Source organism: Streptomyces sp. NPDC048248 (genome assembly GCF_043201875.1).
Classification (GTDB): domain Bacteria; phylum Actinomycetota; class Actinomycetes; order Streptomycetales; family Streptomycetaceae; genus Streptomyces.
Map to the genome: position 1 here is coordinate 191231 of NZ_JBICZL010000003.1, position 22955 is coordinate 214185.

The window sequence follows — 22955 nt, forward strand, 5'->3', positions numbered from 1 at the left end:
TCGCATGGTGACCGCCGTCCGCTCCGCCTGGCGGGACGTCCCGCCTTACCAGGTACGGCAGTTCGCCGCCCTGGCGCTGGAGGAAGTACCCACCCTGGCCGCGGACATCCTGCGGGAAATCCGCCGCGAGTACCCACAACTCCCCCTGGTACCGGATGACTTCGGCGAGCCCCGCGCGCTGGTCGGCATCCGCCAGTCCCTGGAGCACTTCGTCGCGCATCTGACGGCCGGCCTGGACCGCCCGCACGTCCACCCCCGGGTCTTCCAGGACTTCGGCCGCGGCGAGGGCATCCAGGGCCGCAGCCTGGACGCCCTCCAGGCCATGTACCGGCTGGGCGTACGGCTGGCCTGGCGACGCCTCGCCGAGATCGGCCATGAGGTCGCCATCCCGGCCCCCGCGATGTACGAACTCGCCGAGTCGGGCTTCGAATATCTCGACGGTCTCGTCGCCGAATCCGTACGGGGCTACGCCGAGGCCGCGGCCCGCCAGGCCGGGGAGCGATTACGCCTGCAGCGCCGGCTCATGGAGCAGCTCTTCGCGGAGCCGGGTGGCGCGGAACCGGACCCGCCGGGACCGCGGGCCGGAGGGCACCTCCCGCGGCGCAGGAGCCGGGAAGGCTGCGCCGCCGGCGCGGACGGCCGGATGCCCGCGCTCGCCGAGCGTGCCGCCCGGATCGGCTGGCCGCTGCCGGAGCGGGTCGCGGTCGCGGTCCTGCTGCGCCCGGCCCGGGAGGCGGTGGCGCCCGCCGTCGCCTCGGACGTGCTGCTGGACATGGAGTGCGAACGCCCGCGGATGGTGGTGCCGGAGCCGGACGCCCCCGGCCGGGGTGAGTTGCTGCGCCGCGCGGCCGCCGGCTGGTCGGGCGCGATCGGGCCCGCCGTACCGCTCCTGGACGCCGCGAAATCGCTGCGCTGGGCGGGCACCGCGGTCGATCTGATGGAACGCGGGCTGCTGCCCGCGGGCGAGCTGCTGCAGTGCACCGAGCACACCGAGGCGCTGGTGCTGCTGCCGCCCGAGGAGCTGATCGAGGACCTCGGCCGCCGTCGGCTCGCCCCGCTCGCCCGCTGTGGCCCCACCCACGGCCGCCGGCTCGCCGAGACGCTGCTGGCCTGGCTGGAGACGCGCGGCGGCGCCCCGGAGGTCGCCGCCCGGCTGGGCGTCCACCCGCAGACCGTCCGCTACCGGCTCCGCCAGATCAAGGAGTTATGGGGCGAGGAGATGGACGACGCGGACCGCCGCTTCGAACTGGAACTGGTCCTGCGGGCCCAGCGGCTGCGCGGAGAGCTGAACTGACGCTCCCGTGACGCCGACGCGGGGCCGCCCACGGCTTCGGGCCCCGCGGGCCTCACTGCGGCACGAGGCCCAGCATTCGCTGGAGCAGCTCCTTGAGCAGGGTGCGCTCGGCCACGGTCAGCTGGCCCAGTGGTTCACGGGCGAAGTCCAGCGAGCTGCGCAACCGCTCGGCCGTGCGCGCGCCCTCATCGGTCGGGGCGGCCAGCTTGACGCGGCGGTCGGCCGGGTCGGGGCGGCGCTCCACCAGGCCGCGGGCCTCCAGGCGGTCCACGATCCCGGTGACGTTCGACGGCTCGCACTTCAGTCGCTGCGCCACTCGCCGCATGGGCAGCGGCTCAAGGGCAAGGAGGCTGAGGACCCGCGCCTGGGCGCCCGTGAGGGAGTGCTCGGCCGCGGCGTGCTCGTACTCCTCGTAGTAACGGGCGACGACGGTGCCGATGAGGTCGACGACCTCGACGGTCAAGGGGTCTGCACGCGGTGTCATGCATCCCAGGATACCCATTTACTTGACAAGGTGAAATATCGAGGAGCATGGTTGTTTCAGTACATGAAGCATTAGGAGGAGCGCTCTTATGTCTGCACTGCCCACGACCGGCCGCGAATGGCACCTCGTCGCCCGCCCGCACGGCTGGCCCACCCCGGAGGACTTCGCGCTGCGCGAGGCCGCGGTGCCGGAGGTCGGCGAGGGACAGATCCTCGTCCGCACCCAGCACTTCTCCGTCGACCCGTACATGCGCGGCCGGATGAACGACGTCAAGTCCTACGTCCCGCCGTTCCAGCTGGACCAGCCGATGGAAGGCGGCGCGGTCGGCGAGGTCATCGCCTCCCGCGCGGACTCCATCGCCGTCGGCGACCACGTCCTGCACGGTCTCGGCTGGCGGGAGTACGCGGTGCTGGACGCCAAGCGCGCCGCGAAGGTGGACCCGTCGCTGGCTCCGCTGACCGCCTACCTCGGCGTGCTGGGCATGCCGGGCCTGACCGCCTACGCGGGCCTGCTGGAGGTCGCCTCCTTCAAGGAGGGCGACACCGTCTTCGTGTCCGGCGCGGCCGGCGCGGTGGGCAGCGAGGTCGGCCAGATCGCCAAGCTCAAGGGCGCCTCCCGGGTCATCGGCTCCGCCGGATCCGACGAGAAGGTCAAGGTCCTGGTCGAGGAGTACGGCTTCGACGCCGCCTTCAACTACAAGAACGGCGACGTCCACAAGCAGCTGAAGGAGGCCGCCCCGGACGGCATCGACGTCTACTTCGACAACGTCGGCGGTGACCACCTCGAAGCCGCCATCAGCGCGCTCAACGTCCACGGTCGCGTCGCCATCTGCGGCATGATCTCGATGTACAACGCCACCGAGCCGTCCCCGGCGCCGCGCAACCTCGCGATGGTGATCGGCAAGCGGCTGCGCCTCCAGGGCCTGCTGGTGAGTGATCACTCCGCGCTGCAGCCGCAGTTCGTCGAGGAGGTCTCCGCCTGGATCCGCTCCGGCGAGCTGAAGTACGGCGAGACCAAGGTCGCGGGCATCGAGAACGGCGTCGAGGCGTTCCTCGGCCTCCTGCGCGGTGAGAACACCGGCAAGATGATCGTGAGCCTCGAAGGCTGACCTCGCGGGGCGGACCGTTAGGCTCTTGGGAAGCCGTCGCGATCCGTGGGCGCGAGTCGCGGCGAACCACAGGAGGATTCTGTATGTCCATCCAGACCGTCGACGTCGTCTACACCGCCGTCGCCACCGCTGAGAACGGCCGTGACGGCCGCGTCGCCAGTGACGACGGCAAGCTCGACGTGGTCGTCAACCCGCCCAAGGAGCAGGGCGGCAGCGGCGCCGGCACCAACCCCGAGCAGCTCTTCGCGGCGGGCTACAGCGCCTGCTTCCAGGGCGCGCTCAGCGTCGTGGCCCGTCAGGAGAAGGCGGATGTCTCCGGCTCCCGGGTGACCGCCAACGTCGGCATCGGCAAGACCCCGGCCGGCGGCTTCGGCCTCACGGTCGAGATCACCGCCTCGATCCCCAACGTGGACGCGGCCACCGCGAAGGACCTCGTGGAGAAGGCGCACCAGGTGTGCCCGTACTCCAGCGCCACCCGTGGCAACATCGAGGTCAAGCTGACCGTCGCCTGACGCGTCACGCACAGCCGAAAGTCGAGGGCCGTACCCCGCTCGGGGTACGGCCCTCGGCCGTTGCGCGCCCGGAGGATTCCCCGCCAGGTCGCCCGCTGCCCGCGGCCCAGGCCGCCACCGGCGGCCCCTCTCCGCCCGAACGTGACGCGCGCCACATGTGCGACGCCTTGACGTCACACCCGTGTAATCGATTACGTGGGGCCCTCACGAAATCGATTACACGACGCTCGGCCCCGGACGGCCGGGCGCATGTGATCGCACGACAGGACGGCAACGGCGCCATGGCGAACATCAAAGAGGTGGCGGAACGGGCAGGTGTCTCCGTCGCCACCGTCTCCCGGGTGCTCAACGGCCACGGACCGGTCGCCGAGACCCGCGAGCGGGTGCTCGCCGCGGTCCGTGAGCTGGGATACCGCCCGAACAACGTCGCCCGCGCCCTGCGCACGGCCAGGACCGGGGCGCTCGGCCTGGTCATCGGTGATCTCACCAACCCGTTCTTCACCGAGCTGGCCGACGCCGTCGAGGATGCCGCCCGCAGCCTCGGCTACAGCCTGGTCATCGGCAACGCCGGCGAACGCCCCGAGCAGCAGGACGACTACATCCGCACCCTGCTCGACCGCCGGATCGACGGCCTGCTGGTCAGCTCGGCCGGGACCGGTTCGGCGATGCTCACCGAGGCCGTCGCCTCCGGCACCCCGCTCGTCCTGCTGGACCGCACCGTGCCGGGGATCGACGCCCCCTGCGTACGGGCCGACGGCCGCGGCGCCCTCACCGACCTCGCCGCCCACCTCGCCGCACTCGGCCGCCGCCGTCCCGCGATCATCGTCGCCCCGGCCGGTACCCCCACCGGCGACGAGCGCCTGGATCTCTTCCGCAGCGCGCTCGCCGCGCACGGCATCGAGCTTCCCGACGAACGCGTCGGCGCCACCCCCGACCTCCAGCACACCGGCGGACGGCGAGTCATGCGCGACTTCCTCGACCTGGCGGAACCGCCGGACGCGGTGCTCGCCACCGACAACCTGATGGCGCTCGGCGCGATGGACGAAATCCGCGCCCGCGGCCTGCGGGTTCCCGACGACGTGGCGCTGGTGGTCTACGACGACGTGCCGTGGTTCACGCACACCGACCCGCCGCTGACCGCCATCGCCCAGCCCACCAGGGAACTGGGCAGGGCCGCCGTGCAGACCCTGCTGGAGCGCATCGAGGGCCGCCCCGGCGACTCGGTGCTGCTGCCGGCCCGGCTCGTGACGCGCCGCTCCTGCGGTGAGCCGCCCGCGCCGTGAGGCCGGCACGGAAACCACCCGAGAACCACCCGAGGATGCACGACCGAGGAAGAGAGGGGCAGCGCATGACCGGCGTCAAGGACGACGTACCGGGCGGCCGCGAACTGCTGCGCGTGGAGGGGGTGACGAAGTCGTTCCCCGGGGTCCGTGCACTGGACGGGGTGAACCTGAGCCTGCACGCGGGCGAGGTGCACGTCCTGCTCGGCGAGAACGGAGCGGGCAAGAGCACGCTCATCAAGATGCTCTCCGGCGCCCACCGCCCCGACGCGGGCAGGATCCTCGCAGCCACCGGCGAGCTCGGCCCGGACGGCGCGGCGGACGGGCCGCGCGAGGTGCACATCCGATCGGCACAGGACGCTGAACGCCTCGGCATCGCCACCATCTACCAGGAGTTCAACCTCGTCCCTGGCCTGACGGTCGCCGAGAACATCTTCCTCGGCCGTCAGCCGCGCACCGCGCTCGGTCTCGTCGACAGGAAGACCATGCGCACCCGCGCCGCCGCCCTGCTCCGGCGCGTACGCCTCGATGTCTCCCCGGACACACCGGTCGCCGCCCTCGGCATCGCCCGGCTGCAGATGGTGGAGATCGCCAAGGCCCTCAGTCTCGAAGCGCGCGTTCTGATCATGGACGAGCCGACGGCGGTGCTCACCTCCGAGGAGGTGCGGACGCTGTTCACCATCGTCCGGGAACTGCGCGCATCCGGCGTCGGCATCATCTTCATCACCCACCACCTAGACGAGATCGGCGTCCTCGGCGACCGGGTCACGGTGCTGCGCGACGGCCGTTCGGTCGGCGAGGTGGCCGCCACCACCGACGAGGACGAGCTGATCCGGCTCATGGTCGGCCGGGACATCGCCGAGCAGTACCCGCGCGAGCGCCCGGAGGAGCCCGGTGCGCCGCTGCTGCGGGTGCGCGGCCTGACCCGGCACGGCGCGAAGGGCGCCAAGGGTTCACCGGCCCGGCCTGCCTTCGAGGGCATCGACTTCGAGGTGCGGGCCGGCGAGGTCGTCGGCCTGGCCGGGCTGGTCGGCGCGGGCCGCACGGAGATCGCGCGGGCGATCTTCGGCGCTGACCGCTACGACGCCGGCACGGTCGAGGTCGACGGCAAGGAACTGGCGCGCGGCGACGTCCGCGCCGCGATGCGCGCCGGGCTCGGACTGGTGCCCGAGGACCGCAAGGGCCAGGGCCTGGTCCTCGACGCTTCGCTCCAGGACAACCTGACACTGGCCAGGCTGGACCGCGATCTGCGGGGCGGTCTTGTGGACCGCGGCGGCCAGCGGCGCGCCGCTGCCGAGGTCGCGGGTCAGCTGAAGGTCCGGATGAGCGGCCTTGGCCAGAGCGTCCGCACGCTCTCCGGCGGCAACCAGCAGAAGATCGTCATCGGCAAATGGCTGCTGGCGGAGACCAGGCTGCTGATCCTCGACGAGCCGACGCGCGGTATCGACGTCGGCGCCAAGGTCGAGATCTACCAGCTCATCAACGAGTTGACGGCGGCGGGCTGCGCGGTGCTGATGATCTCCAGCGATCTGCCCGAGGTCCTCGGGATGAGCGACCGGGTGCTGGTCATGGCGCAGGGCCGGCTGGCCGGTGAACTCCCGGCCGGACAGGCCACCCAGGACGCGGTGATGGAACTGGCCGTCCAGTCCCCGAAGCCGGCCGTCCCCCGCCCGGCCGCCGCGTCGGCGGACGGCATACCCCACCCCGACGACCCACGTCAGAGCGCGATGGAGGGCTCCGATGACTGAGCTGCTGAAGACCCCCGAACGGACACCACCGCCCGCCGGCCGGGAGCCCGCGTTCGGGCAGTGGTTCACCCGCACCGTCCTGCGCAACGGCCCGCTGGGCGGGCTGATCGCCCTGGTCGTGGTGATGGCGGTGCTGTCCAAGGACTTCCTCAACGGACAGAACCTCCTCAACGTCGGCGTGCAGGCGTCGGTCACCGCGATCCTCGCCTTCGGCGTCACGTTCGTGATCGTCTCGGCCGGTATCGATCTCTCCGTGGGCTCGGTCGCCGCACTCTCCGCCACCGTGACGGCGTGGGCGGCCTCCGGCGACGGCCTGCCCGTCGTCGTCGCGGTGCTGCTGGGGCTCGCCGTCGGCGCGGCGGCCGGACTGGTCTCCGGCGCGCTGGTCGCCTACGGCAAACTGCCCGCGTTCATCGCGACGTTGGCGATGCTCTCGGTGGGCCGGGGCCTGGCGCTGGTCATCTCCGGTGGCGCGCCGACCCCCTTCCCCACCTCCCTGAGCGCGCTCGGTGACACGCTCGGCGGCTGGCTGCCGGTGCCCGTCCTGGTGATGGCCGCCATGGGGCTGATCGCGGCCCTGGTGCTGGCCCGTACGTACTCCGGCCGCGCGATGTTCGCGATCGGCGGCAACGAGGAGGCGGCCCGCCTCTCCGGCATCAACGTCAAGCGCCGCAAGCTCGTCATCTACGCGCTGTCCGGCCTGTTCGCCGCGGTCGCCGGTATCGTCCTGGCGGCCCGGCTGACCTCCGCGCAGCCGCAGGCCGCGGGCGGCTACGAACTCGACGCCATCGCCGCCGTCGTCATCGGCGGAGCGAGCCTCTCCGGCGGCTCGGGCAAGGCGTCCGGCACGCTCATCGGCGCGCTGATCCTCGCCGTCCTGCGCAACGGCCTCAACCTGCTGAGCGTCTCTGCCTTCTGGCAGCAGGTGGCCACCGGACTGGTCATCGCCCTCGCGGTGCTCCTGGACACGCTGCGGCGCCGGAGCTCGCGATGAGGGCCCGGATCGCCAGGGCACTGGCGGCGGGGTCGGCCGCGGTCGTCGCCCTGGGACTGGCCGGCTGCGACCGCGGTGGCGACACCGATCTGGGCCTCGCGCTCTCGACCCTGAACAACCCGTTCTTCGTGGGCATCAGGGAAGGCGCGCAGGCCGAGGCGGACGCCCGCGGGCTGAAGATCAACATTACCGACGCGCAGAACGACCCCACCCAGCAGATCAATCAGATGGAGACGTTCACCAGCCAGGACGTCAAGGCGGCCATCATCAACCCGGTCGACTCCGACGCCGCCGTACCGGCCGTCGGGGTGGCCAACCGGGCGAAGGTGCCGGTGATCTCCATCGACCGCGGCGTCAATGGCGGCGACGTCGGCTCGACCATCGCCTCCGACAACGTCGCCGGTGGCCGGCTCGCCGCCAGGACGCTGGCCGCCTCGCTCGGCGGGAAGGGCAAGGTGGCCTTCCTGGAGGGCCAGCCCGGCACCTCCGCCGCACGGGAGCGCGGCCGGGGCTTCGAGGAGGCCATCAAGAAGTACCCCGGCATCGAGGTCGTCGCCCGGCAGCCCGCGGACTTCGACCGCACGAAGGGCATGGACGTGATGTCCAACATGCTGCAGGCGCACCGGGACATCGGCGGGGTGTTCGCCGCCAACGACGAGATGGCGCTCGGCGCGTCCAAGGCGCTCGGCGGCAGGTCCGGCAAGGACGTGAAGGTGGTGGCCTTCGACGGCACGCCGGACGGCGTGACCGCGGTCCGCAACGGCAGCCTGACAGCGACGGTGGCCCAGCAGCCCGAACTCCTCGGCAAGCAGGCCGTGGACTGGGCGCTGAAGGCGGCTCACGGTGAGAAGCTGCCGAAGTCGGTCAAGGTGCCCGTGGTGCTGGTGACGGCGGACAACGCCGCGAAGTTCGACGGCTGAGGACGGCGGTCCGGCCCTTTCCGGGCCGCCGGGCAACAACGGGTGAGACGAAAGTGGGAGAGCAGCGCATGTACGACGTCCTGGTGGTCGGCTCGGCCAACGCGGACCTGACGGTACGGGTGGAGCGGCGGCCCGGCGCGGGCGAGACCGTGCTCGGTGCGGATCTGGTCGAATCGGCCGGCGGCAAGGGTGCCAACCAGGCTGCCGCGGCCGCCCGGCTCGGTGCCCGCACCGCGCTGCTGGCGCGGGTGGGCGGTGACGCCTACGGTGCGCTGCTGCTGGCCGCTCAGCGCGCGGCGGGCACGGACGTCGGACCGGTCATCGTGGACGAGGCGGCGCGCACCGGCACCGCGATGATCATCGTCAGCCCCGACGGCGACAACAGCATCGTGGTCTCGCCCGGCGCCAACGCCGCCCTGACCCCGCAGGACGTCGGTGCGGCGAAGGACATCATCGCCGGCGCCTCGGTGGTCTCGCTCCAGCTGGAGATCCCCATGGAGAGCGTGCGGTCGGCCGCCACGCTTGCCCAGGAGGCCGGCACCCGCGTCGTCCTGAACCCCTCACCGGCCCCGGACGGCCTCGCTCCCGAACTGCTCGCGGCCGCCGACCCGTTGGTGGTCAACGAACACGAGGCGCGGCGACTGTCCGGGCTCACCGACGGCGAGCCGGCGCAGTGGGCACAGGCCCTGCGCGAACGGGGCGCCCGCTCCGTCGTCGTCACCCTCGGCGGCGACGGCGCGCTGGTGCTGGACGGCTCGGGAGTGAGCCGGGCGCCGGGCGTCCAGGTCAGGGCCGTCGACACCACCGGCGCGGGCGACGCCTTCACCGGCGCCCTGGCCACCCGCCTGGCCCGTGGCGACTCCCTGCCCGAAGCGGCGCGCTTCGCGGTGCGCGTCGGTGCCGCCGCCGTCACCAAGCCGGGCGCCCAGCCGTCCTACCCGAGCCTGGCGGAGCTGGACGAACTCCCGGAAGGCTGAGCCGCGGTGGGCCGGCGGCGGCGCGGGCCGGTCTCCGGCCCACCGCCGCACGGTCAACGGTCGGCGCTACGCCGTGCACGCCCGCATCAGCGCAGCCGCCACCGCCACCTCCGTACCGGCAAGGCCGACGGACGAGAAGAGCGTGATGTCCTCGTCACCGGTACGGCCCGGCGCCGCGCCCGCCAGCACGCTGCCCAGTTCGGCCATCGGCGCGGGGCCCAGCAGGTGGTCTGCGCCGTAACGTCCGCACTGCGCGAGGGAGTCGGTGACGACGACCGTGGCACGGCGGGCCAGTTCGGGCGGAATCTCGTGGCGCGTGGTCGTCTTGGGCCCCAGGGTGCTCAGGTGGGTGCCCGGTGCGATCCAGTCCGCCTCCAGGACCGGGGCCGGGCTGTTCGTCGCCACGATCACCACCTCCCGGTCGCGCACCGCCGCACGCGCCGACCCGGCCACCAGCACCGCGAGCCCCAGTTCCGTACGGGCCCGCTCCGCGAACCGTTCCGCACGCTCCGTCCGGCGCCCGAACACCGTCACCTCCGAGGGCCGGTGCGGACCGCCCGACAGCGCCCACAGCTGGGTCCATGCCTGTGGTCCCGTCCCGATCAGCGCCAGCCGGGACGTGCTCGGACGGGCCAGCGCCCCCACCGCCACCGCGCCGATCGCGCCGGTCCTGCGCGGCCCCAGCTCCCGGCCGTGCACCACCGCGGCCAGCTCCCCGCTCGCGCTGTCCCACACCGCCACCAGTTGGGCGCCGTCGCCCTGCGTGCCGTACGCCCGGAAGCCGTGCAGCCCGTCCCCGGCCAGCTCGCCGACGGTGAACACCAGTTCCGCGGAGCCGAGGGGGGCGTGCAGCCGCGGTGGCGCGGCCAGCCGGCCCGCGTGATGCTCCAGCAGTGCGTGCCGGACGGCCGCCACCGCGCCCGCCGGGTCGAGGCGATCGCGGACCTCCGCGTCACCGAGCAGCAGCGGCGCGGTCATCAGGCCGGCTCCTTCGGTCCGTACAGCGCGTGGTCGGCGCCGGTCATCAGGGCCCAGTAGCGGTCGCCGTAGGACCAGTGCCACCACTCGGTGGGGTAGTTGACCAGTCCTGCCGCGGCCAGGGCCGCGCTCAGCACCCGCCGGTTGGCGCGGGCGGCGGGCGACAGGCCGGGCGCGCCCGTGTAGCAGGCGCCGGCGCTCTCCTCGGGGGAGGCGTTGATCGGCGTCCCCATGTCGACCTCCTCGCCGTCGGCGGTCACGAGGGTGACGTCGACCGCGCCGCCCGCGCTGTGCGGCGCGATGTCCGGCGGGGAGACGTAGCGGCTCGCGGCCGAGTGCAGCCGGGCGGCGTCCCAGCCGGGGTGGGCGGCGCGCAGTTCGTGGGTGTACTCCTCGAAGTAGTGGCGCTGCAGGGCCGGCGGCCGGTAGCCCTCGACGAACTGCAGCCGCAGCCCGTCCGGCAGTGACGCCTGGGCCGCCAGCAGCCGTCGCAGCACGCCCTCGCGCAGCCGGGCATAGGCACCCGCATCGGGCGCAGCGTCCCCCTCGCCGCCCGTCCCGTCCGTGCTGTCGCTCTCGGCCTTGAGGTCGGCGACGAGGAGCGCGGGCGCCGCGGACCGTACGTCGAGCAGCGGTTCGCCGCACTCCTTGACGGGGACCGCGGCGACCGCCGGGTCCGCCATCAGCGTGATCCGCTCCCGCACATCGCTCAGCACCAGCTCCGCACCGCCGTCCGGGGCGCTCCGTGTCCCGTCGCCGGCCGCCACCTCCCGCTCTCCGGTGGGCAGCCAGGCGCCGCTGAGCCCGCACCCCCGCCCGGCGCTGCCGACGCCGGCCCCGTTGGCGAGCACCACGTGCAGGCCGTGTTCGGCCGCCAGGTCCGCGTATCGCGCCACCCGGTCCGCCGAGCCGTGGAACGAACCGGCGAGGAACACCCGGCAGCCGTCCGCCGCGGCCCGCGCCGCCACCTCCGGAAATCCCGTGTCGTAGCAGGTGGCGAGCGCGAACCGGACACCGCCCAGGGCGAACCGGCCGTCGGCGGTGCCCGGGACGAAGAGGTCCTTCTCCGCCCCGAACAGATGGCGCTTGTCGTAGCGGGTGAGCAGTGCGCCGTCCGGTCCGAGGACGAACGAGGCGATGGTAGGCCCGGCACCGTCCGCTGCGGCGCGGCCCGGCGCGTTGACGACGGCGGCCACTCCTGCCGCCCGGCACGCCTGCCGCACGGGTTCCAGCCGTGGGTCGTCCGGCGCGACCGTCAGCCGCGGGTCGGCGGCTATCGCCGGCAGGTCGTACTGCGTCAGGGCCAGTTCGGCGAAGACCACCAGACCGGCGCCGCGCGCCGCCGCCTCGGTGACGAGAGCGGCCATGCGCGCGGCGTTGGCGTCGATGTCGCCTGGGACCGGCGGGAATTGTGCGGCAGCAATGATCATCCGTCCATGATGCCCGGCACGGCGGACGGGCGGGAGAGGCGGAGTCCGCCGCGGGTTCCCGCCCGACCGCGTTCCCGGGCTACCGCCGCGCGTCCACCGCCGACGCCGCCACTGTCACGATGGCCCGTACCTGTCCGGTGATCGCCGTCCGGTTGCGGACGAAGTCCGGGTCGGTCACCGCTCCGCCCGCCGGGTCGGTGTTGCCGGCGCCGAACGCCAGCACCGGGGTGTGCAGATGCCCGCCCGCGAGCGACGGCCGCACCGCGTCCCGCAGCAGCGTCGCCCGGTAGGCGATCTCGTTGGACAGGTAGTCGCCGCCGCCCCCGGCGCGGGCGGTGGAACCCGGCGTCGGGCCGCCCGGCCGCTCGACCGGCGTGCTGCCACCGGCCGGGATCTCCGTGACGGTGGTGTGGTCGATCACCGGGAACGGCCCGGTGCCCGCGGCGACGATCTGCCGGTAGGGCAGGCTGGTGGTCGTCCACTGCGGCTGCGGCCACACCGTCGGCACGCCGTCCGGGATCGGGACGGTTTCGGTACGCGACACCCGCACGTTGTCCGGATAGCCGCCGCGCCAGGCCCCGTTGGTCCGCTCGACGTCGAACCGGCCCGGTCCGCCCTGGCTGACGGTGGTGAACAGGTCCGCCTGTCGCGGTCCGCGCCGGAGGTGCGGCAGCAGGGTGCGCTCCACGGTCTCCGCCAGGCCGCTGTCCGCGGAGTGCGAGGCGTTCCCGGCGAAGTCCGCCCACCGCACCGGGAAGACCGCTGTCTCGATCCGCGCCGGGCGCCCGGACGCGGTGCGCACCGTCGTGCCGTCCAGGGCGAGCGCCGCGGCCCCCGACGGGTTGCTCCGGCGCGCGTCGGCGTCCAGCTGGAAGGGGTCGAAACCGGTCACGACCACCCGCAGAACGCGTTGGCCCGTGGGCAGATCGATCGAGTCCTGGCCGCGCGAGGTCCGCTCCAACGCACCGAGCAACTCCGCTCGTTGACCGTCCGACAGGCCGAACCCCGGCTGCCATGCCCGTAGTTCCCTGGTCATCGTGAGTCGGGCCCAGTACAGCGGCCGGTCGTCGTCCCGGCTCAGATCCCCGCCCGCAGGGCCGCGCCCCTGTGCCCGGTCCACCGCCCGCTCCCACAGCGCGCGTCCTTCACCCGCGACGTACCGCTTCGCCTCCGGGTACGTCGTCACCCGCGCCAGCCCGCGGGTGAACTCCGGCTGCCACCGGTCGAATCCGCTACGGCGCAGAATCTCCTGCGGGGCGGCCTGCGGCAGGCGTTCCTCCTCGACAGTGGCGGCGGAAGCACCCGTGAGAGAGCCGGCGGGCGCCGCCGTGGCCGGGGCCGTCAGGGACAGGGGAGCGGTGGCGAGCAGCGCGACACCGAGCGCGCTGAGCCTGGTGCGTAGGGGTCTCATGCGAGTGAGTAAAGCCGGTGGGGACCATGGGGCGGTAGGGGGCGGGGAGTTGGTGACCGCTCCCGGTCCGGGCGGCCTCCCGGCGCCGCGTGCGCCCTGCTGCGGACCGCTCAGGTGGCCTGCGACGGGCCGTCGGGCTTCCCGGCCTGCTCCTCACCCGCACCGAGCAGCGCCAGGAAGTCCCGGAACGACGCCGGCATGTCGACGTTCTCCGGGTCCAGCAGCCACTGGAGCTGTAGCCCGTCCATCACGGCGACCAGCAGCGGCGCGGCCCGCTCCGGCGTCAGCCCCCCTGGCAGCACGTCACCGAACTCCTTCCGCAGCGCGTCGGCCAGTGCTTCCCGCACCGCCCGGAACCTCGACTCGAAGAACGCGCGGGCCGGGTGGTCCTCGGTGACGCTGTCACCGGACAGGACCGTATAGGTGCGGACGAGGCCGGGGCGGGTGGCGTTGTAGTCGACGAGCTGCGCGAGGAGCTCGGTGCGCCCGGCGCCGGAGGCCGCGGCGGCTGAGGCCAGGTCCCAGCGGTCGCGGGCCTCCAGGACGCCGACCAGCAGCAGCTCTTTGTTCGGGAAGTGGTGCAGCAGCCCCTGCTGGGTCAGTCCGGCACGCTCGGCGACGGCGGCGAGCGACGTGCTGCGGTAGCCCCGTTCTGCGATCAGCTCCATGGCGGCCCGCAGGATGGCCTCGCGCCGCTCGGCGCGCTGCGTCTCCCGCCCGCCGCCCCGCCGGCTGCCGCGGGGCGGGCTCTGCTCTCTCCCGGTCACCGGCCGAGCGTAACCCCGGCGGGGGACTGTTCAGAGGTAGAGATAACGCTACGATAACGATGCCTACCAAACGCTCGGTAGGTGCGGAAGGATGCGCCCGAGGGACCGCCCGCACACGCAGGGAGTGCCGTATGTCCGACCAGCCCCGAGCCGACCACCGCGCAACCGCCGCGAACGACCGCACGGCCGCGCACACCGCTGCGGTGGAGAAGGCGCTCGCCGCCCTCGACCTCGACACCAAGGCCGCGCTGCTCTCCGGCCAGGACATGTGGACGCTGCCGGCCGTCCCCGCCATCGGACTGCGGTCGATGGTGCTGTCCGACGGGCCCGTCGGGGTGCGCGGCCAGGAGTGGAGCGCGCAGGAGCACTCGGTCGTCCTGCCCAGCCCCACGGCGCTCGCCGCGACCTGGGACCCTGCACTCGCCCGCCGCGCCGGTCACCTCCTCGCCCAGGAAGCCCGCCGCAAGGGCGTCCACGTCCTGCTGGCCCCGACCGTCAACCTGCACCGCTCGCCCCTCGGCGGCCGCCACTTCGAGTGCTACTCCGAGGACCCGCTGCTCACCGGCGAGATCGGCGGCGGATACGTCCGCGGCGTGCAGGAGGGCGGCGTCGGCACGACGGTCAAGCACTTCGTCGGCAACGACGCCGAGACCGACCGGCTCACCGTCGACAACCGCATCGCCCCTCGCCCCCTGCACGAGCTCTACCTCGCGCCCTTCGCACACCTCGTCGAAACCGCCCGCCCCTGGGGCGTCATGACCGCCTACAACCAGGTCAACGGCTCGACGATGACCGAGCACCACCACCTCGTCAACGACGTCCTGCGCGGCGAATGGGGCTTCGACGGCTGCAACGTCTCCGACTGGACGGCCGCCCGCCACACCGTGCGCGCCCTGCGCGGGGGTCTCGACGTCGCCATGCCCGGCCCCCGCACCGTCTTCGGGGCCCCGCTCGCCGCCGCAGTGCGCGCCGGGGAGGTGGCCGAGTCCGAGGTGGACTCCGCGGTCCGCCGGGTGCTGCTGCTCGCCGCCCGCACCGGATGCCTGGCGGGAGTGCCCGCCTCGGTCGCCCCCGAGGACGTACCGCAGGGGATAGACGGCCCTGCAGTGGCCCGCGAGGTCGCCCGGCGCTCCTTCGTCCTGGTGCGTAACGAGCCGGTGGGCGTCGCGCGGCGGGCCCTGCCGATCGACGCGGCCGCCGTCCGCAAGGTCGCCGTCATCGGGGCGGCCGCCCGCGACGCCCGGGTGCTCGGGGGCGGCTCCGCCACCGTCTTCCCCGAGCGCGTCGTCTCCCCGCTGGCGGGGCTGTGCGCAGCGCTCCCCGACGACGTCGAGGTCACCTTCGCCGCCGGCGCGGACCCCCGCACCCGCGTCCCGCACGCCCGCGAGGGCTTCACGCTGCGCGCCCGCTACCTCACCGCCGACGGTCAACTCCTCGTCGAGGAGCCCCGGCCCGACGGCGGGGTGCTGGTGATGGGGAGCTTCCCCGAGGGCGTCACCCAGGAGACTCTCGGCGCGGTCGAACTGACCGGCAGCTTCACTCCCGAGTCCACCGGCAGCCACACCCTCGCCGTCTCCGGCACGGGCACGCTGCGGCTGACCGTCGACGGCGCGGTCCTCTTCGACGACCGCTGCGCTCCCGAGGGCAGCGATCCGTTCGAAGCGTTCATGCATCCGGTCGAGCGCCGGGTGCAGGTGCCCCTGACGGCCGGTGAACGGGTCGTCCTCACGCTGCGGTACGTGCCGGCCGGCCTGGGGCTCGGCTCGGACATCGACGCACTGAACTTCGCCCTCGGGCACCGCGCGCCGATGGGTGACGCGGAGGACGAGATCGAGGAGGCGGTGCGCGCGGCGGCCGGCGCGGATGTCGCGGTCGTGGTCGTCGCGACCACCGACGAAGTCGAGTCCGAGGGCTTCGACCGCACCCATCTGCGGCTGCCGGGCCGTCAGGACGAGCTGGTCACCCGGGTCGCGGCCGCCAACCCGCACACCGTCGTGGTGGTCAACTCCGGCTCCCCGGTGGAGCTTCCGTGGCGCGCGGCGGTCCCTGCGGTCCTGCTGAGCTGGTTCCCCGGCCAGGAGGCGGGCACGGCGCTGGCCGATGTCCTGCTCGGCGCCCACGAACCGGGCGGCCGTCTGCCCACCACCTGGCCGGCCCGCCTGGAGGACGCCCCGGTCACCCGCGTCACCCCCGAGGAGGGCGCACTCGCCTACTCCGAGGGCCTGTTCATCGGCTACCGGGCCTGGCAGCGGACCGGGAGAGAGCCTGCATACGCCTTCGGCCACGGTCTGGGCTACACCGACTGGGAGTACGAAGCGCTGGAGGCCACCTCGGAGTCGGTCCGGGTCCGGCTGCGCAACACGGGGAAGCGGGCCGGCCGCGAGGTCGTGCAGATCTACCTGGCTCCGGTGGACAGCGGCAGCCAGGAAGGCTTCGAACGGCCCGACCGCTGGCTGGCGGGATTCGCCGCCGTCGAGGCCGACCCCGGCGAGAGCGTCGAGACCGAGATCCTGCTGCCGCCCCGCACCTTCGAGATCCGGCACCCGGAGGGCCGCTGGGTCCGGATGCCGGGCATCTACCGCGTCGAGGCGGCGCACAGCGTGGAGGACCGACGGCTGGCCGCGGAGGTCACCCTCGGCGGGGAGTGAGGAGCGCCGGCGTCGCCTGGCCCGCGAGCATCCTCGCCACCGCTCAGGAGGGCACCACCGACACATCGCCGCCGCTGGTCTCCGCCTCCACGGTGTGCGCCGAGCTGCCGTCGCTGGGGACGGAGACCTTACGGCTGCCACCGCTGGTGGAGGCGTCGACCGCGTAGGAGCCCTTCGGCAGGCGGATGGTGACATCCCCTCCGCTGCTCCTGCCGGACACCTCGTCGGGGACCGCCGTGAGGGCGACATCGACGTCCCCGCCGCTGGTCTTCACCCTCGCCGTGCGGGCGGCGGAGTCCTCGACGGTGATGCGCCCGCCGCTGGTCTCCGCCGCGATGCCGCCGGCGGCCCCGCGGACGGTGATGTCGCCGCCGCTGGTGTGCAGATCGACCGATGCGCCGCGCGGCAGCAGCACCTTGTAACCCACCTCGCACCGGCCCTCCGCGTCCTCGCAGTCGTCGGCCGTGAGCGTGAGCCGGCCGTCCTTGAACGAGTGCGTCGGGGCCGGCTTCCGCTGGTCGTAGACGTACTTCTCCGTCACCTTGACCGAGCCGCCGGCGTCCACCGGCACGATCTCGATGTTCCCACCGGGCGTCGTCGCGGCCAGGGCGGTGACCGCGCCGTCCACGCCGTACGTACGCTCCGCCTTCGTGGCCGGGCCGACGCTCGTCAGCGAGCAGCCGGTCATCAGGACGGCCGAGGCGGCACAGGGCAGGACGAGAAGGAACGGGCGCAGACGGGGCATGGCGAGAGGTCTCCCGGAGGCAGGCGGCTGAAGCGACCACACCCATCCTTCAGCCTCCGCCCGCCCCGTTCGTCCCCGAAGCGGATGACCTTCACCCGCACCACCCCTAGGGGTGGGCCGAGGCATGCTCTGACGGTCAGTGGTTCCGGGGCCGCGTCGAGAAGGTGTAGACGCTCTCCGAGCGGTAGGTCTCGCCGGGCCGTAGGACGGTGGTGGGATAGTCCGGGCGGTGCGGTGAGTCGGGGAAGTGCTGGGTCTCCAGCGCGAGCCCGGCCACCGGGCCGTACGGAGCCCCCGAGGTACCGGTCAGGGAGCCGTCGAGGTGATCGGCGGTGTAGAGCTGGAGACCCGGTTCGGTGGTGGCCAGCTCCAACGCCCGTCCGGAGACCGGGTCGTACAGCTCCGCGACGGTGCGGGGCGCCTGCGTCACCCCGCCGTCCAGGACGAAGTTGTGGTCGTAGGGGCGGCCGACCACGCGCGCCGTACGGAAGTCGAGGCGGGTACCGCCGACCTCGGCGGGCTCGCCGCTGAGCGGGATGCCGGTGTCGTCGGCGGGCGTGTAGCGCGACGCGGCCAGGCGCAGCAGATGGCCCTCGGCGCTGCCACTGCCGTCACCGCCGAGGTTGAGGTAGGTGTGGTTGGTGAGGTTCACGACCGTCGGGGCATCGGTGCGCGCCCGGTAGGCGATGCGCAGCGCGTCGCCGGCGCTCACGGTGTACGTCACGCGCACGTCCAGACGGCCGGGGAAACCCTCCTCCCCGTCGGGGCTGACCCGGTGCAACTCCACGCCGTCCTCGACCGGCCGGGCCTCCCACACCACGCGGGAGAAGGACCGCGGCCCGCCGTGCAGACTGTGCGGCCCGGCGTTCGCGACGAGCGAGTGGCTCCGGCCGTCGAGCGCGAAGGACGCACCGGCGATCCGGTTCGCATAGCGCCCGACCAGCGCGCCGAAGTACGAGCCGCCGTCCGCGGCATAGGGCGCGAGCTCGGCGAAACCCAGCGCCACCTGCCCCGGCTTCCCGTCCCGGTCCGGGGTCTCGATGCTCTGCACGATGCCGCCGTACGTCAGGACGGCGACCCGCAGCCCACCCGATTCCAGCGTCCAGCGGTGGACGGCGGTGCCGTCGTCCAGCGTGCCGAAGAGTTCCGTGCCGACCTGCGTGCTCATGGCCGCGAGCCTATGCCCGCGGACGCGACACCACCCTCTCGGGCCAGGCGGGATTTCGCGGACACGACCTAGGCCTTCGGTTCCTCGCGGGTGATCGCGCGGTAGGCAAGCGCCGCAAGTTCCCGCTGGCCGTCCAGGCCCGGGTGGAACCAGTCCCAGGTGCTCAACTGCTGTCCGGTGAAGCGGTAGTCGAAGACGGAGGCGTCGAACCGGCAGAGCGGATCCTGGCGACAGACGTCCTTGAGCGCGGTGTTGTACTCCATCACCCGATCCCGGACCTCCAGGCGCCGGTCGTCCGCAGCCTTCGTCAGATCGTCCGGATCACGCAGCATCGCGCCGCAGATCCCCAGCTTCCACACCTGCTTGCCCAGCTGGTTCTTGCGGCCCTCGGACCACAGCCGCAACAGGTCGGGCACCGCCGCGACATAGACCTGGGTGTGTGGCAGGGCGCGGCGCAGTTTCTTCATCGAGGCCGCGAAGTCGGCGCGGAAGGAGGCCCGGGGCGTCATCGCGCGCACGTCGTTGCGGCAGGCGTCGTTGGCGCCGATGAGGACCGTGACGAGTTCGGGGTCCCGGCGGGCGGCCCGGCCCACCTGTTCCGGGAGATCGCTCATCAGCGCGCCGGTCCTGGCGTAGTTCCAGCTGCGCTTGGCGGGGTTCTTCAGCAGCCGCCGGGCGAGGCTGTCGACCTTGGGGTCGGTGCCGGTGGCCCAGGAGACCTCGGGGCAGTCGGAGAGCACCGTGCAGGCATCGAAACCGACCGTGATGGAGTCGCCGAGCGCGGCGATCGACCGGGGTCGGGTCTTCCAGACGGGTCCGGCCTTGACGGTCGGGTGTGTGACCTTCGAGCTGGCATGCGGAGAGGCGGAGTTGCCGTCGGAGGAGCAGCCGGTGAGGCTGACCAGCAGCGCTGCGCCGGTGGCGGCCGCGGTGAGGGGCACGCGGGCGGAGGGCCGGTCACGCCGAGGGCGAAAGCGCCGATCGATCTGCGTCATCCCCTGTCCCCTCAGGCGTGCGGGTGATATCTCTTCCGGTACCGACGGTACGTCACCCGGTCGATCGGCACCGCGCGGTAGCTTTGCCCCGTGCCTGTCGGGCGGTGATCTGAAGGGCATGTGCAGTCGGCTCAGATAAATTACATCACGTCATTTCCTGTCCCTTTTGCGGCAAATTACGTCTCATGGTGTTTACTGTAGGTCACCTCGCATGCTGGTGCCGAAGTGATCACTGGGGCAGAATGTCAGCAGCTGTCCCGACCGCATCCGGAACGGGCACGAGGCCGCTGGGGAAGGCGAACCTCGAACCGCACTGGAGGTCCCGGTGACGACACGTGGAGTTCTGTACGTCCACTCCGCTCCGCGCGCGCTGTGCCCGCACGTCGAATGGGCCGTGGCGGGCGTCCTCGGCGTGCGCGTCAATCTCGACTGGATCCGCCAGCCGGCCTCCCCCGGCACCTGGAGAGCGGAGTTCTCCTGGCAGGGCGAGGTGGGCACGGCCTCCAAGCTCGCCTCCGCGCTGCGCGGATGGCACCTGCTGCGCTTCGAGGTGACCGCTGAACCCTGCTCCACCGCCGAGGGCGAGCGCTACAGCGCCACCCCCGACCTGGGCATCTTCCACGCCGTCACGGGCATCCACGGCGACATCCTCATCCCCGAGGACCGGCTGCGGGCCGCCGTCGCCCGCTCGGCGCGCGGCGAGACCGAGCTGGCCGCCGAGGTGTCCAAACTGCTGGGCAAGCCATGGGACGACGAGCTGGAGCCGTTCCGCTACGCCGGCGAGGGAGCCCCCGTCCGCTGGCTGCACCAGGTCGTCTGACGCCCGCCTCCGGCGGGGCGCCCCTCCGACGGTGTCGCGCTTGCCTTCGAGCCCGCTCCACGCCATAGCGTGCGGCCATGGCTGACAACACCTCAGTAGCGGTGCTCGGCACCGGGATCATGGGCAGCGCGATGGCCCGTCACCTCGCCCGCGCCGGCCTGGACGTCCGCGCCTGGAACCGCACCCGCGCCAGGGCCGAACCGCTGACCGCCGACGGGGTCCGCGTCACCGACACCCCGGGCGAGGCGGTGGACGGCGCGTCGGTCGTGCTCACGATGCTGCTCGACGGCCCCGCCGTGCTCGACGCCCTGCGGCAGGCCGTCCCCCCGCCGACCGCAGGCACGCTGTGGCTCCAGATGAGCACGGTGGGGATCGACGGGATCGCCCCGCTCGCGGAATTCGCCCGGGAGCACGGGCTCGTGTTCGTGGACGCCCCCGTCCTGGGCACGAAAGCACCTGCGGAAAAGGGTGAGTTGACGATCCTGGCGGCCGGCCCCCCGGAGGTGCGGGTGCGGGCGGCGAAGATCTTCGATGTCGTCGGGCGCGCCACGCAGTGGGTCGGCGAGGACGGTGCGGCCGGGGCCGCGAGCCGCCTCAAGCTGGTCCTCAACAGCTGGGTGCTGACCCTCATCAACGGCACCGGCGAGGCCCTCGCGCTCGCGGACGGGCTCGGTGTGAACCCGCGGGACTTCCTCGCCGCGGTCGCCGGCGGGCCGCTCGACGTGCCCTACCTGCACATGAAGGCCGAGCTGATCCTCTCCGGCGACTACCCGCCGAGCTTCACGGTCTCCGCGGCGCGCAAGGACGCCCGGCTGATCACCGAGGCGGCCCGGCAGACCGGCGTACGGATGGGCCAGGCGGAGGCGGCGGCGGAGCAGCTGCGGCGGTCGGAGGAGCTCGGCCACGGCGAGGAGGACGCAGCGGCCGTGTACTTCGCCGCGGCCGACGGCTGACCGGGCGGTGGGACACGCCGAGGGCCCGCCCGGTCGGTGTGACCGGGCGGGCCCTCGGGGCGTACGGAGCGATCAGATGGTGCGGAACGCCAGCACGACGTTGTGGCCACCGAAGCCGAACGAGTCGTTCAGCGCGGCGATGCGGCCCTCGGCGGGGAGCTTGCGGGGCTCGTCGCGGACGATGTCCGCGTCGGCCTCCGGATCGAGGTTCTCGATGTTGATCGTCGGCGGTGCCACCCGGTGGTAGAGCGCCAGGATCGAGGCAACCGTCTCGACGCCGCCCGCGCCGCCCAGGAGGTGGCCGGTCATCGACTTCGTACCGGAGATCGCCATGTGGTCGACGTCGTCGGCGAAGACCTTGCGCAGCGCCTTCAGCTCGGCCAGGTCGCCCTGCGGGGTCGAGGTGGCGTGCGCGTTGACGTGCACCAGCTCGGCCGGGTCCAGGTCACTGGAGTCGAGAAGGTTCTGCAGGGCGTGCGCGATGCCGTTGCCGGACGGCTCGGGCTGCACGATGTCGTGGCTGTCTGCGGAGATGCCCTGGCCGACGGCCTCGGCGTAGACCCGGGCGCCGCGCTTGGCGGCGTGCTCGGCCGACTCCAGCACGATGACACCGGCGCCCTCACCGAGGACGAAGCCGTTGCGCGCCGAGTCGTAGGGGCGGGAGGCACCCTGCGGATCGTCGTTGGACTTCGACATCGCCATCATGTTGCCGAACGCGGCGATCGGCAGCGGGTGGATGGCCGCTTCCGTACCACCCGCGATGACGATGTCGGCACGGCCCGTACGGATCATCTCGATGGCGTAGCCGATGGCCTCGGAACCGGACGCGCAGGCGCTGACCGGGGTGTGCACACCCGCGCGGGCGTTCACGTCCAGGCCGACGTTGGCGGACGGGCCGTTGGGCATCAGCATCGGCACGGTGTGCGGGGAGACGCGGCGTACGCCCTTCTCCTTCAGCACGTCGTACTGGCCGAGCAGGGTCGTCACGCCACCGATTCCGGAGGCGATGACGGCGCCGAGCCGGTCGGGGTCGACGGAGGAGTCCTCACCGGCCCTGGCGGTGAAACCGGCGTCCGCCCACGCTTCGCGGGCCGCGATCAGCGCGAACTGCGCGGAGCGGTCCAGCTTGCGGGCCTGCGCCCGGGGGAGGACCTCCGACGGGTCCACGGCCGCCTGTGCGGCGATCTTGACGGGCAGGTCAGCGGCCCAGTCCTGATCGAGCGTGCCGACACCGGACTGACCGGCGAGCAGCGCCTCCCAGGTCGAAGCGCTGTCGCCACCCAGCGGTGTGGTTGCGCCGATACCGGTGACGACCACGGTGCGATTGGTCGCGTTCACGGGAATTCTTACTCCACGGGTAGAGGGGTCTGAATCGACGGCGCCACCGCGGGGTGGCGACATGCGCAAGGGCTGGATCAGCCCTGGTGCTTCAGGATGTACTCGGTCGCGTCGCCGACCGTCTTGAGGTTCTTGACGTCGTCGTCCGGGATCTTCACGTCGAAGCGCTCTTCGGCGGCGACGACGACCTCGACCATGGACAGCGAGTCGACATCCAGGTCATCGGTGAAGGACTTGTCCACCTGGACGTCCTCGGTGGGGATCCCGGCGATCTCGTTCACGATCTCGGCGAGACCGGCGACGATCTCTTCCTGGGTGGCGGCCATGATGGCGCTCCTTCATATAGGGGGAAAACTGCGGTTATTGCGGTGAAGCCCTGTACAGC

The 22955-nt window shown here is 72.8% G+C and carries 19 protein-coding genes and 1 pseudogene; 10 read left to right on the plus strand and 10 right to left on the minus strand.

What is annotated here, in order from left to right:
• Positions 1–4 precede the first annotated feature (4 nt).
• Positions 5–1294, plus strand: coding sequence for a helix-turn-helix domain-containing protein (locus ACGFZW_RS06895; RefSeq protein ID WP_393891982.1), 1290 nt, complete (start codon positions 5–7; stop codon positions 1292–1294).
• Positions 1295–1346: 52 nt separating this feature from the next.
• Here ACGFZW_RS06895 and ACGFZW_RS06900 read toward each other — a convergent pair whose 3' ends face one another.
• Complete coding sequence (locus tag ACGFZW_RS06900; RefSeq protein WP_393891983.1) at positions 1347–1778, minus strand: MarR family winged helix-turn-helix transcriptional regulator; 432 nt, start codon at positions 1776–1778, stop codon at positions 1347–1349.
• 88 nt (positions 1779–1866) lie between these two features.
• Here ACGFZW_RS06900 and ACGFZW_RS06905 point away from each other — a divergent pair, with 88 nt between their 5' ends.
• The 6 genes and pseudogenes from ACGFZW_RS06905 to ACGFZW_RS06930 all read left to right on the plus strand — a co-directional run bounded on the left by ACGFZW_RS06905 (position 1867) and on the right by ACGFZW_RS06930 (position 9317).
• Entirely contained in the window at positions 1867–2886 is a 1020-nt protein-coding gene (locus tag ACGFZW_RS06905) for an NADP-dependent oxidoreductase (RefSeq protein WP_393891984.1), read from the plus strand.
• Positions 2887–2969: 83 nt separating this feature from the next.
• Positions 2970–3398: an organic hydroperoxide resistance protein gene (locus tag ACGFZW_RS06910; protein WP_393891985.1), complete on the plus strand. Its 429-nt coding sequence runs from the start codon at positions 2970–2972 to the stop codon at positions 3396–3398.
• 281 nt (positions 3399–3679) lie between these two features.
• Positions 3680–4681 carry a LacI family DNA-binding transcriptional regulator gene (locus ACGFZW_RS06915; protein WP_393892359.1) on the plus strand — a complete coding sequence of 334 codons (1002 nt, stop codon included), beginning with the start codon at positions 3680–3682 and terminating at the stop codon, positions 4679–4681.
• Between the two features lie 65 nt (positions 4682–4746).
• Positions 4747–6426 (plus strand): sugar ABC transporter ATP-binding protein, encoded by a 1680-nt coding sequence (locus ACGFZW_RS06920; RefSeq protein ID WP_393891986.1) that lies wholly within the window; start codon positions 4747–4749, stop codon positions 6424–6426.
• Positions 6419–8340, plus strand: a pseudogene (locus tag ACGFZW_RS06925) (substrate-binding domain-containing protein). Before ACGFZW_RS06920 ends, ACGFZW_RS06925 begins: the two are co-directional and overlap by 8 nt.
• A gap of 68 nt (positions 8341–8408) precedes the next feature.
• On the plus strand, positions 8409–9317 hold the full coding sequence (locus ACGFZW_RS06930; RefSeq protein WP_393892360.1) for a ribokinase: 909 nt from the start codon (positions 8409–8411) through the stop codon (positions 9315–9317).
• A gap of 66 nt (positions 9318–9383) precedes the next feature.
• Here the strand turns inward: ACGFZW_RS06930 and ACGFZW_RS06935 are convergent, their stop codons facing one another.
• From ACGFZW_RS06935 to ACGFZW_RS06950, 4 genes are all read right to left on the minus strand, one after another.
• Complete coding sequence (locus tag ACGFZW_RS06935; RefSeq protein ID WP_393891987.1) at positions 9384–10295, minus strand: ornithine cyclodeaminase family protein; 912 nt, start codon at positions 10293–10295, stop codon at positions 9384–9386.
• Positions 10295–11725: a nitrilase-related carbon-nitrogen hydrolase gene (locus ACGFZW_RS06940; protein WP_393891988.1), complete on the minus strand. Its 1431-nt coding sequence runs from the start codon at positions 11723–11725 to the stop codon at positions 10295–10297. The genes ACGFZW_RS06935 and ACGFZW_RS06940 overlap by 1 nt, the downstream gene beginning before the upstream one ends.
• Before the next feature lie 79 nt (positions 11726–11804).
• Entirely contained in the window at positions 11805–13136 is a 1332-nt protein-coding gene (locus tag ACGFZW_RS06945; protein WP_393891989.1) for a pyroglutamyl peptidase, read from the minus strand.
• 110 nt (positions 13137–13246) lie between these two features.
• Positions 13247–13903, minus strand: a complete 657-nt coding sequence (locus tag ACGFZW_RS06950) for a TetR family transcriptional regulator (protein WP_393891990.1) — start codon at positions 13901–13903, stop codon at positions 13247–13249.
• A gap of 131 nt (positions 13904–14034) precedes the next feature.
• Here ACGFZW_RS06950 and ACGFZW_RS06955 point away from each other — a divergent pair, with 131 nt between their 5' ends.
• Positions 14035–16551, plus strand: a complete 2517-nt coding sequence (locus ACGFZW_RS06955; protein WP_393891991.1) for a beta-glucosidase — start codon at positions 14035–14037, stop codon at positions 16549–16551.
• A 43-nt stretch (positions 16552–16594) separates the two neighbouring features.
• Here ACGFZW_RS06955 and ACGFZW_RS06960 read toward each other — a convergent pair whose 3' ends face one another.
• From ACGFZW_RS06960 to ACGFZW_RS06970, 3 genes are all read right to left on the minus strand, one after another.
• Complete coding sequence (locus tag ACGFZW_RS06960; RefSeq protein WP_393891992.1) at positions 16595–17296, minus strand: DUF4097 family beta strand repeat-containing protein; 702 nt, start codon at positions 17294–17296, stop codon at positions 16595–16597.
• A 136-nt stretch (positions 17297–17432) separates the two neighbouring features.
• Complete coding sequence (locus ACGFZW_RS06965; protein ID WP_393891993.1) at positions 17433–18464, minus strand: aldose epimerase family protein; 1032 nt, start codon at positions 18462–18464, stop codon at positions 17433–17435.
• 68 nt (positions 18465–18532) lie between these two features.
• Positions 18533–19459: an SGNH/GDSL hydrolase family protein gene (locus ACGFZW_RS06970; RefSeq protein ID WP_393891994.1), complete on the minus strand. Its 927-nt coding sequence runs from the start codon at positions 19457–19459 to the stop codon at positions 18533–18535.
• A 325-nt stretch (positions 19460–19784) separates the two neighbouring features.
• Between ACGFZW_RS06970 and ACGFZW_RS06975 the strand changes: the two genes are divergently transcribed.
• Both ACGFZW_RS06975 and ACGFZW_RS06980 read left to right on the plus strand, forming a co-directional pair.
• Complete coding sequence (locus ACGFZW_RS06975; RefSeq protein WP_393891995.1) at positions 19785–20279, plus strand: DUF3145 domain-containing protein; 495 nt, start codon at positions 19785–19787, stop codon at positions 20277–20279.
• 77 nt (positions 20280–20356) lie between these two features.
• Positions 20357–21232, plus strand: a complete 876-nt coding sequence (locus tag ACGFZW_RS06980) for an NAD(P)-dependent oxidoreductase (protein ID WP_393891996.1) — start codon at positions 20357–20359, stop codon at positions 21230–21232.
• 72 nt (positions 21233–21304) lie between these two features.
• Here the strand turns inward: ACGFZW_RS06980 and ACGFZW_RS06985 are convergent, their stop codons facing one another.
• A complete protein-coding gene (locus tag ACGFZW_RS06985) occupies positions 21305–22570 on the minus strand; it encodes a beta-ketoacyl-[acyl-carrier-protein] synthase family protein (RefSeq protein ID WP_393891997.1) in 1266 nt (421 codons plus the stop codon).
• Positions 22571–22647: 77 nt separating this feature from the next.
• Positions 22648–22896, minus strand: a complete 249-nt coding sequence (locus ACGFZW_RS06990; protein ID WP_018088056.1) for an acyl carrier protein — start codon at positions 22894–22896, stop codon at positions 22648–22650.
• Between the last annotated feature and the right edge of the window lie 59 nt (positions 22897–22955).

What these genes read in the sequence shown, in the direction of transcription:
- ACGFZW_RS06980 (WP_393891996.1), top strand. Translation starts at nt 20,357, where the DNA reads ATGGCTGACAACACCTCAGTAGCGGTGCTCGGCACCGGGATCATGGGC.
- ACGFZW_RS06940 (WP_393891988.1), bottom strand. Translation starts at nt 11,725, where the DNA reads ATGATCATTGCTGCCGCACAATTCCCGCCGGTCCCAGGCGACATCGAC.
- ACGFZW_RS06935 (WP_393891987.1), bottom strand. Translation starts at nt 10,295, where the DNA reads ATGACCGCGCCGCTGCTGCTCGGTGACGCGGAGGTCCGCGATCGCCTC.
- ACGFZW_RS06970 (WP_393891994.1), bottom strand. Translation starts at nt 19,459, where the DNA reads ATGACGCAGATCGATCGGCGCTTTCGCCCTCGGCGTGACCGGCCCTCC.
- ACGFZW_RS06930 (WP_393892360.1), top strand. Translation starts at nt 8,409, where the DNA reads ATGTACGACGTCCTGGTGGTCGGCTCGGCCAACGCGGACCTGACGGTA.
- ACGFZW_RS06990 (WP_018088056.1), bottom strand. Translation starts at nt 22,896, where the DNA reads ATGGCCGCCACCCAGGAAGAGATCGTCGCCGGTCTCGCCGAGATCGTG.
- ACGFZW_RS06895 (WP_393891982.1), top strand. Translation starts at nt 5, where the DNA reads ATGGTGACCGCCGTCCGCTCCGCCTGGCGGGACGTCCCGCCTTACCAG.
- ACGFZW_RS06920 (WP_393891986.1), top strand. Translation starts at nt 4,747, where the DNA reads ATGACCGGCGTCAAGGACGACGTACCGGGCGGCCGCGAACTGCTGCGC.
- ACGFZW_RS06910 (WP_393891985.1), top strand. Translation starts at nt 2,970, where the DNA reads ATGTCCATCCAGACCGTCGACGTCGTCTACACCGCCGTCGCCACCGCT.
- ACGFZW_RS06900 (WP_393891983.1), bottom strand. Translation starts at nt 1,778, where the DNA reads ATGACACCGCGTGCAGACCCCTTGACCGTCGAGGTCGTCGACCTCATC.
- ACGFZW_RS06945 (WP_393891989.1), bottom strand. Translation starts at nt 13,136, where the DNA reads ATGAGACCCCTACGCACCAGGCTCAGCGCGCTCGGTGTCGCGCTGCTC.
- ACGFZW_RS06905 (WP_393891984.1), top strand. Translation starts at nt 1,867, where the DNA reads ATGTCTGCACTGCCCACGACCGGCCGCGAATGGCACCTCGTCGCCCGC.
- ACGFZW_RS06955 (WP_393891991.1), top strand. Translation starts at nt 14,035, where the DNA reads ATGTCCGACCAGCCCCGAGCCGACCACCGCGCAACCGCCGCGAACGAC.
- ACGFZW_RS06960 (WP_393891992.1), bottom strand. Translation starts at nt 17,296, where the DNA reads ATGCCCCGTCTGCGCCCGTTCCTTCTCGTCCTGCCCTGTGCCGCCTCG.
- ACGFZW_RS06965 (WP_393891993.1), bottom strand. Translation starts at nt 18,464, where the DNA reads ATGAGCACGCAGGTCGGCACGGAACTCTTCGGCACGCTGGACGACGGC.
- ACGFZW_RS06915 (WP_393892359.1), top strand. Translation starts at nt 3,680, where the DNA reads ATGGCGAACATCAAAGAGGTGGCGGAACGGGCAGGTGTCTCCGTCGCC.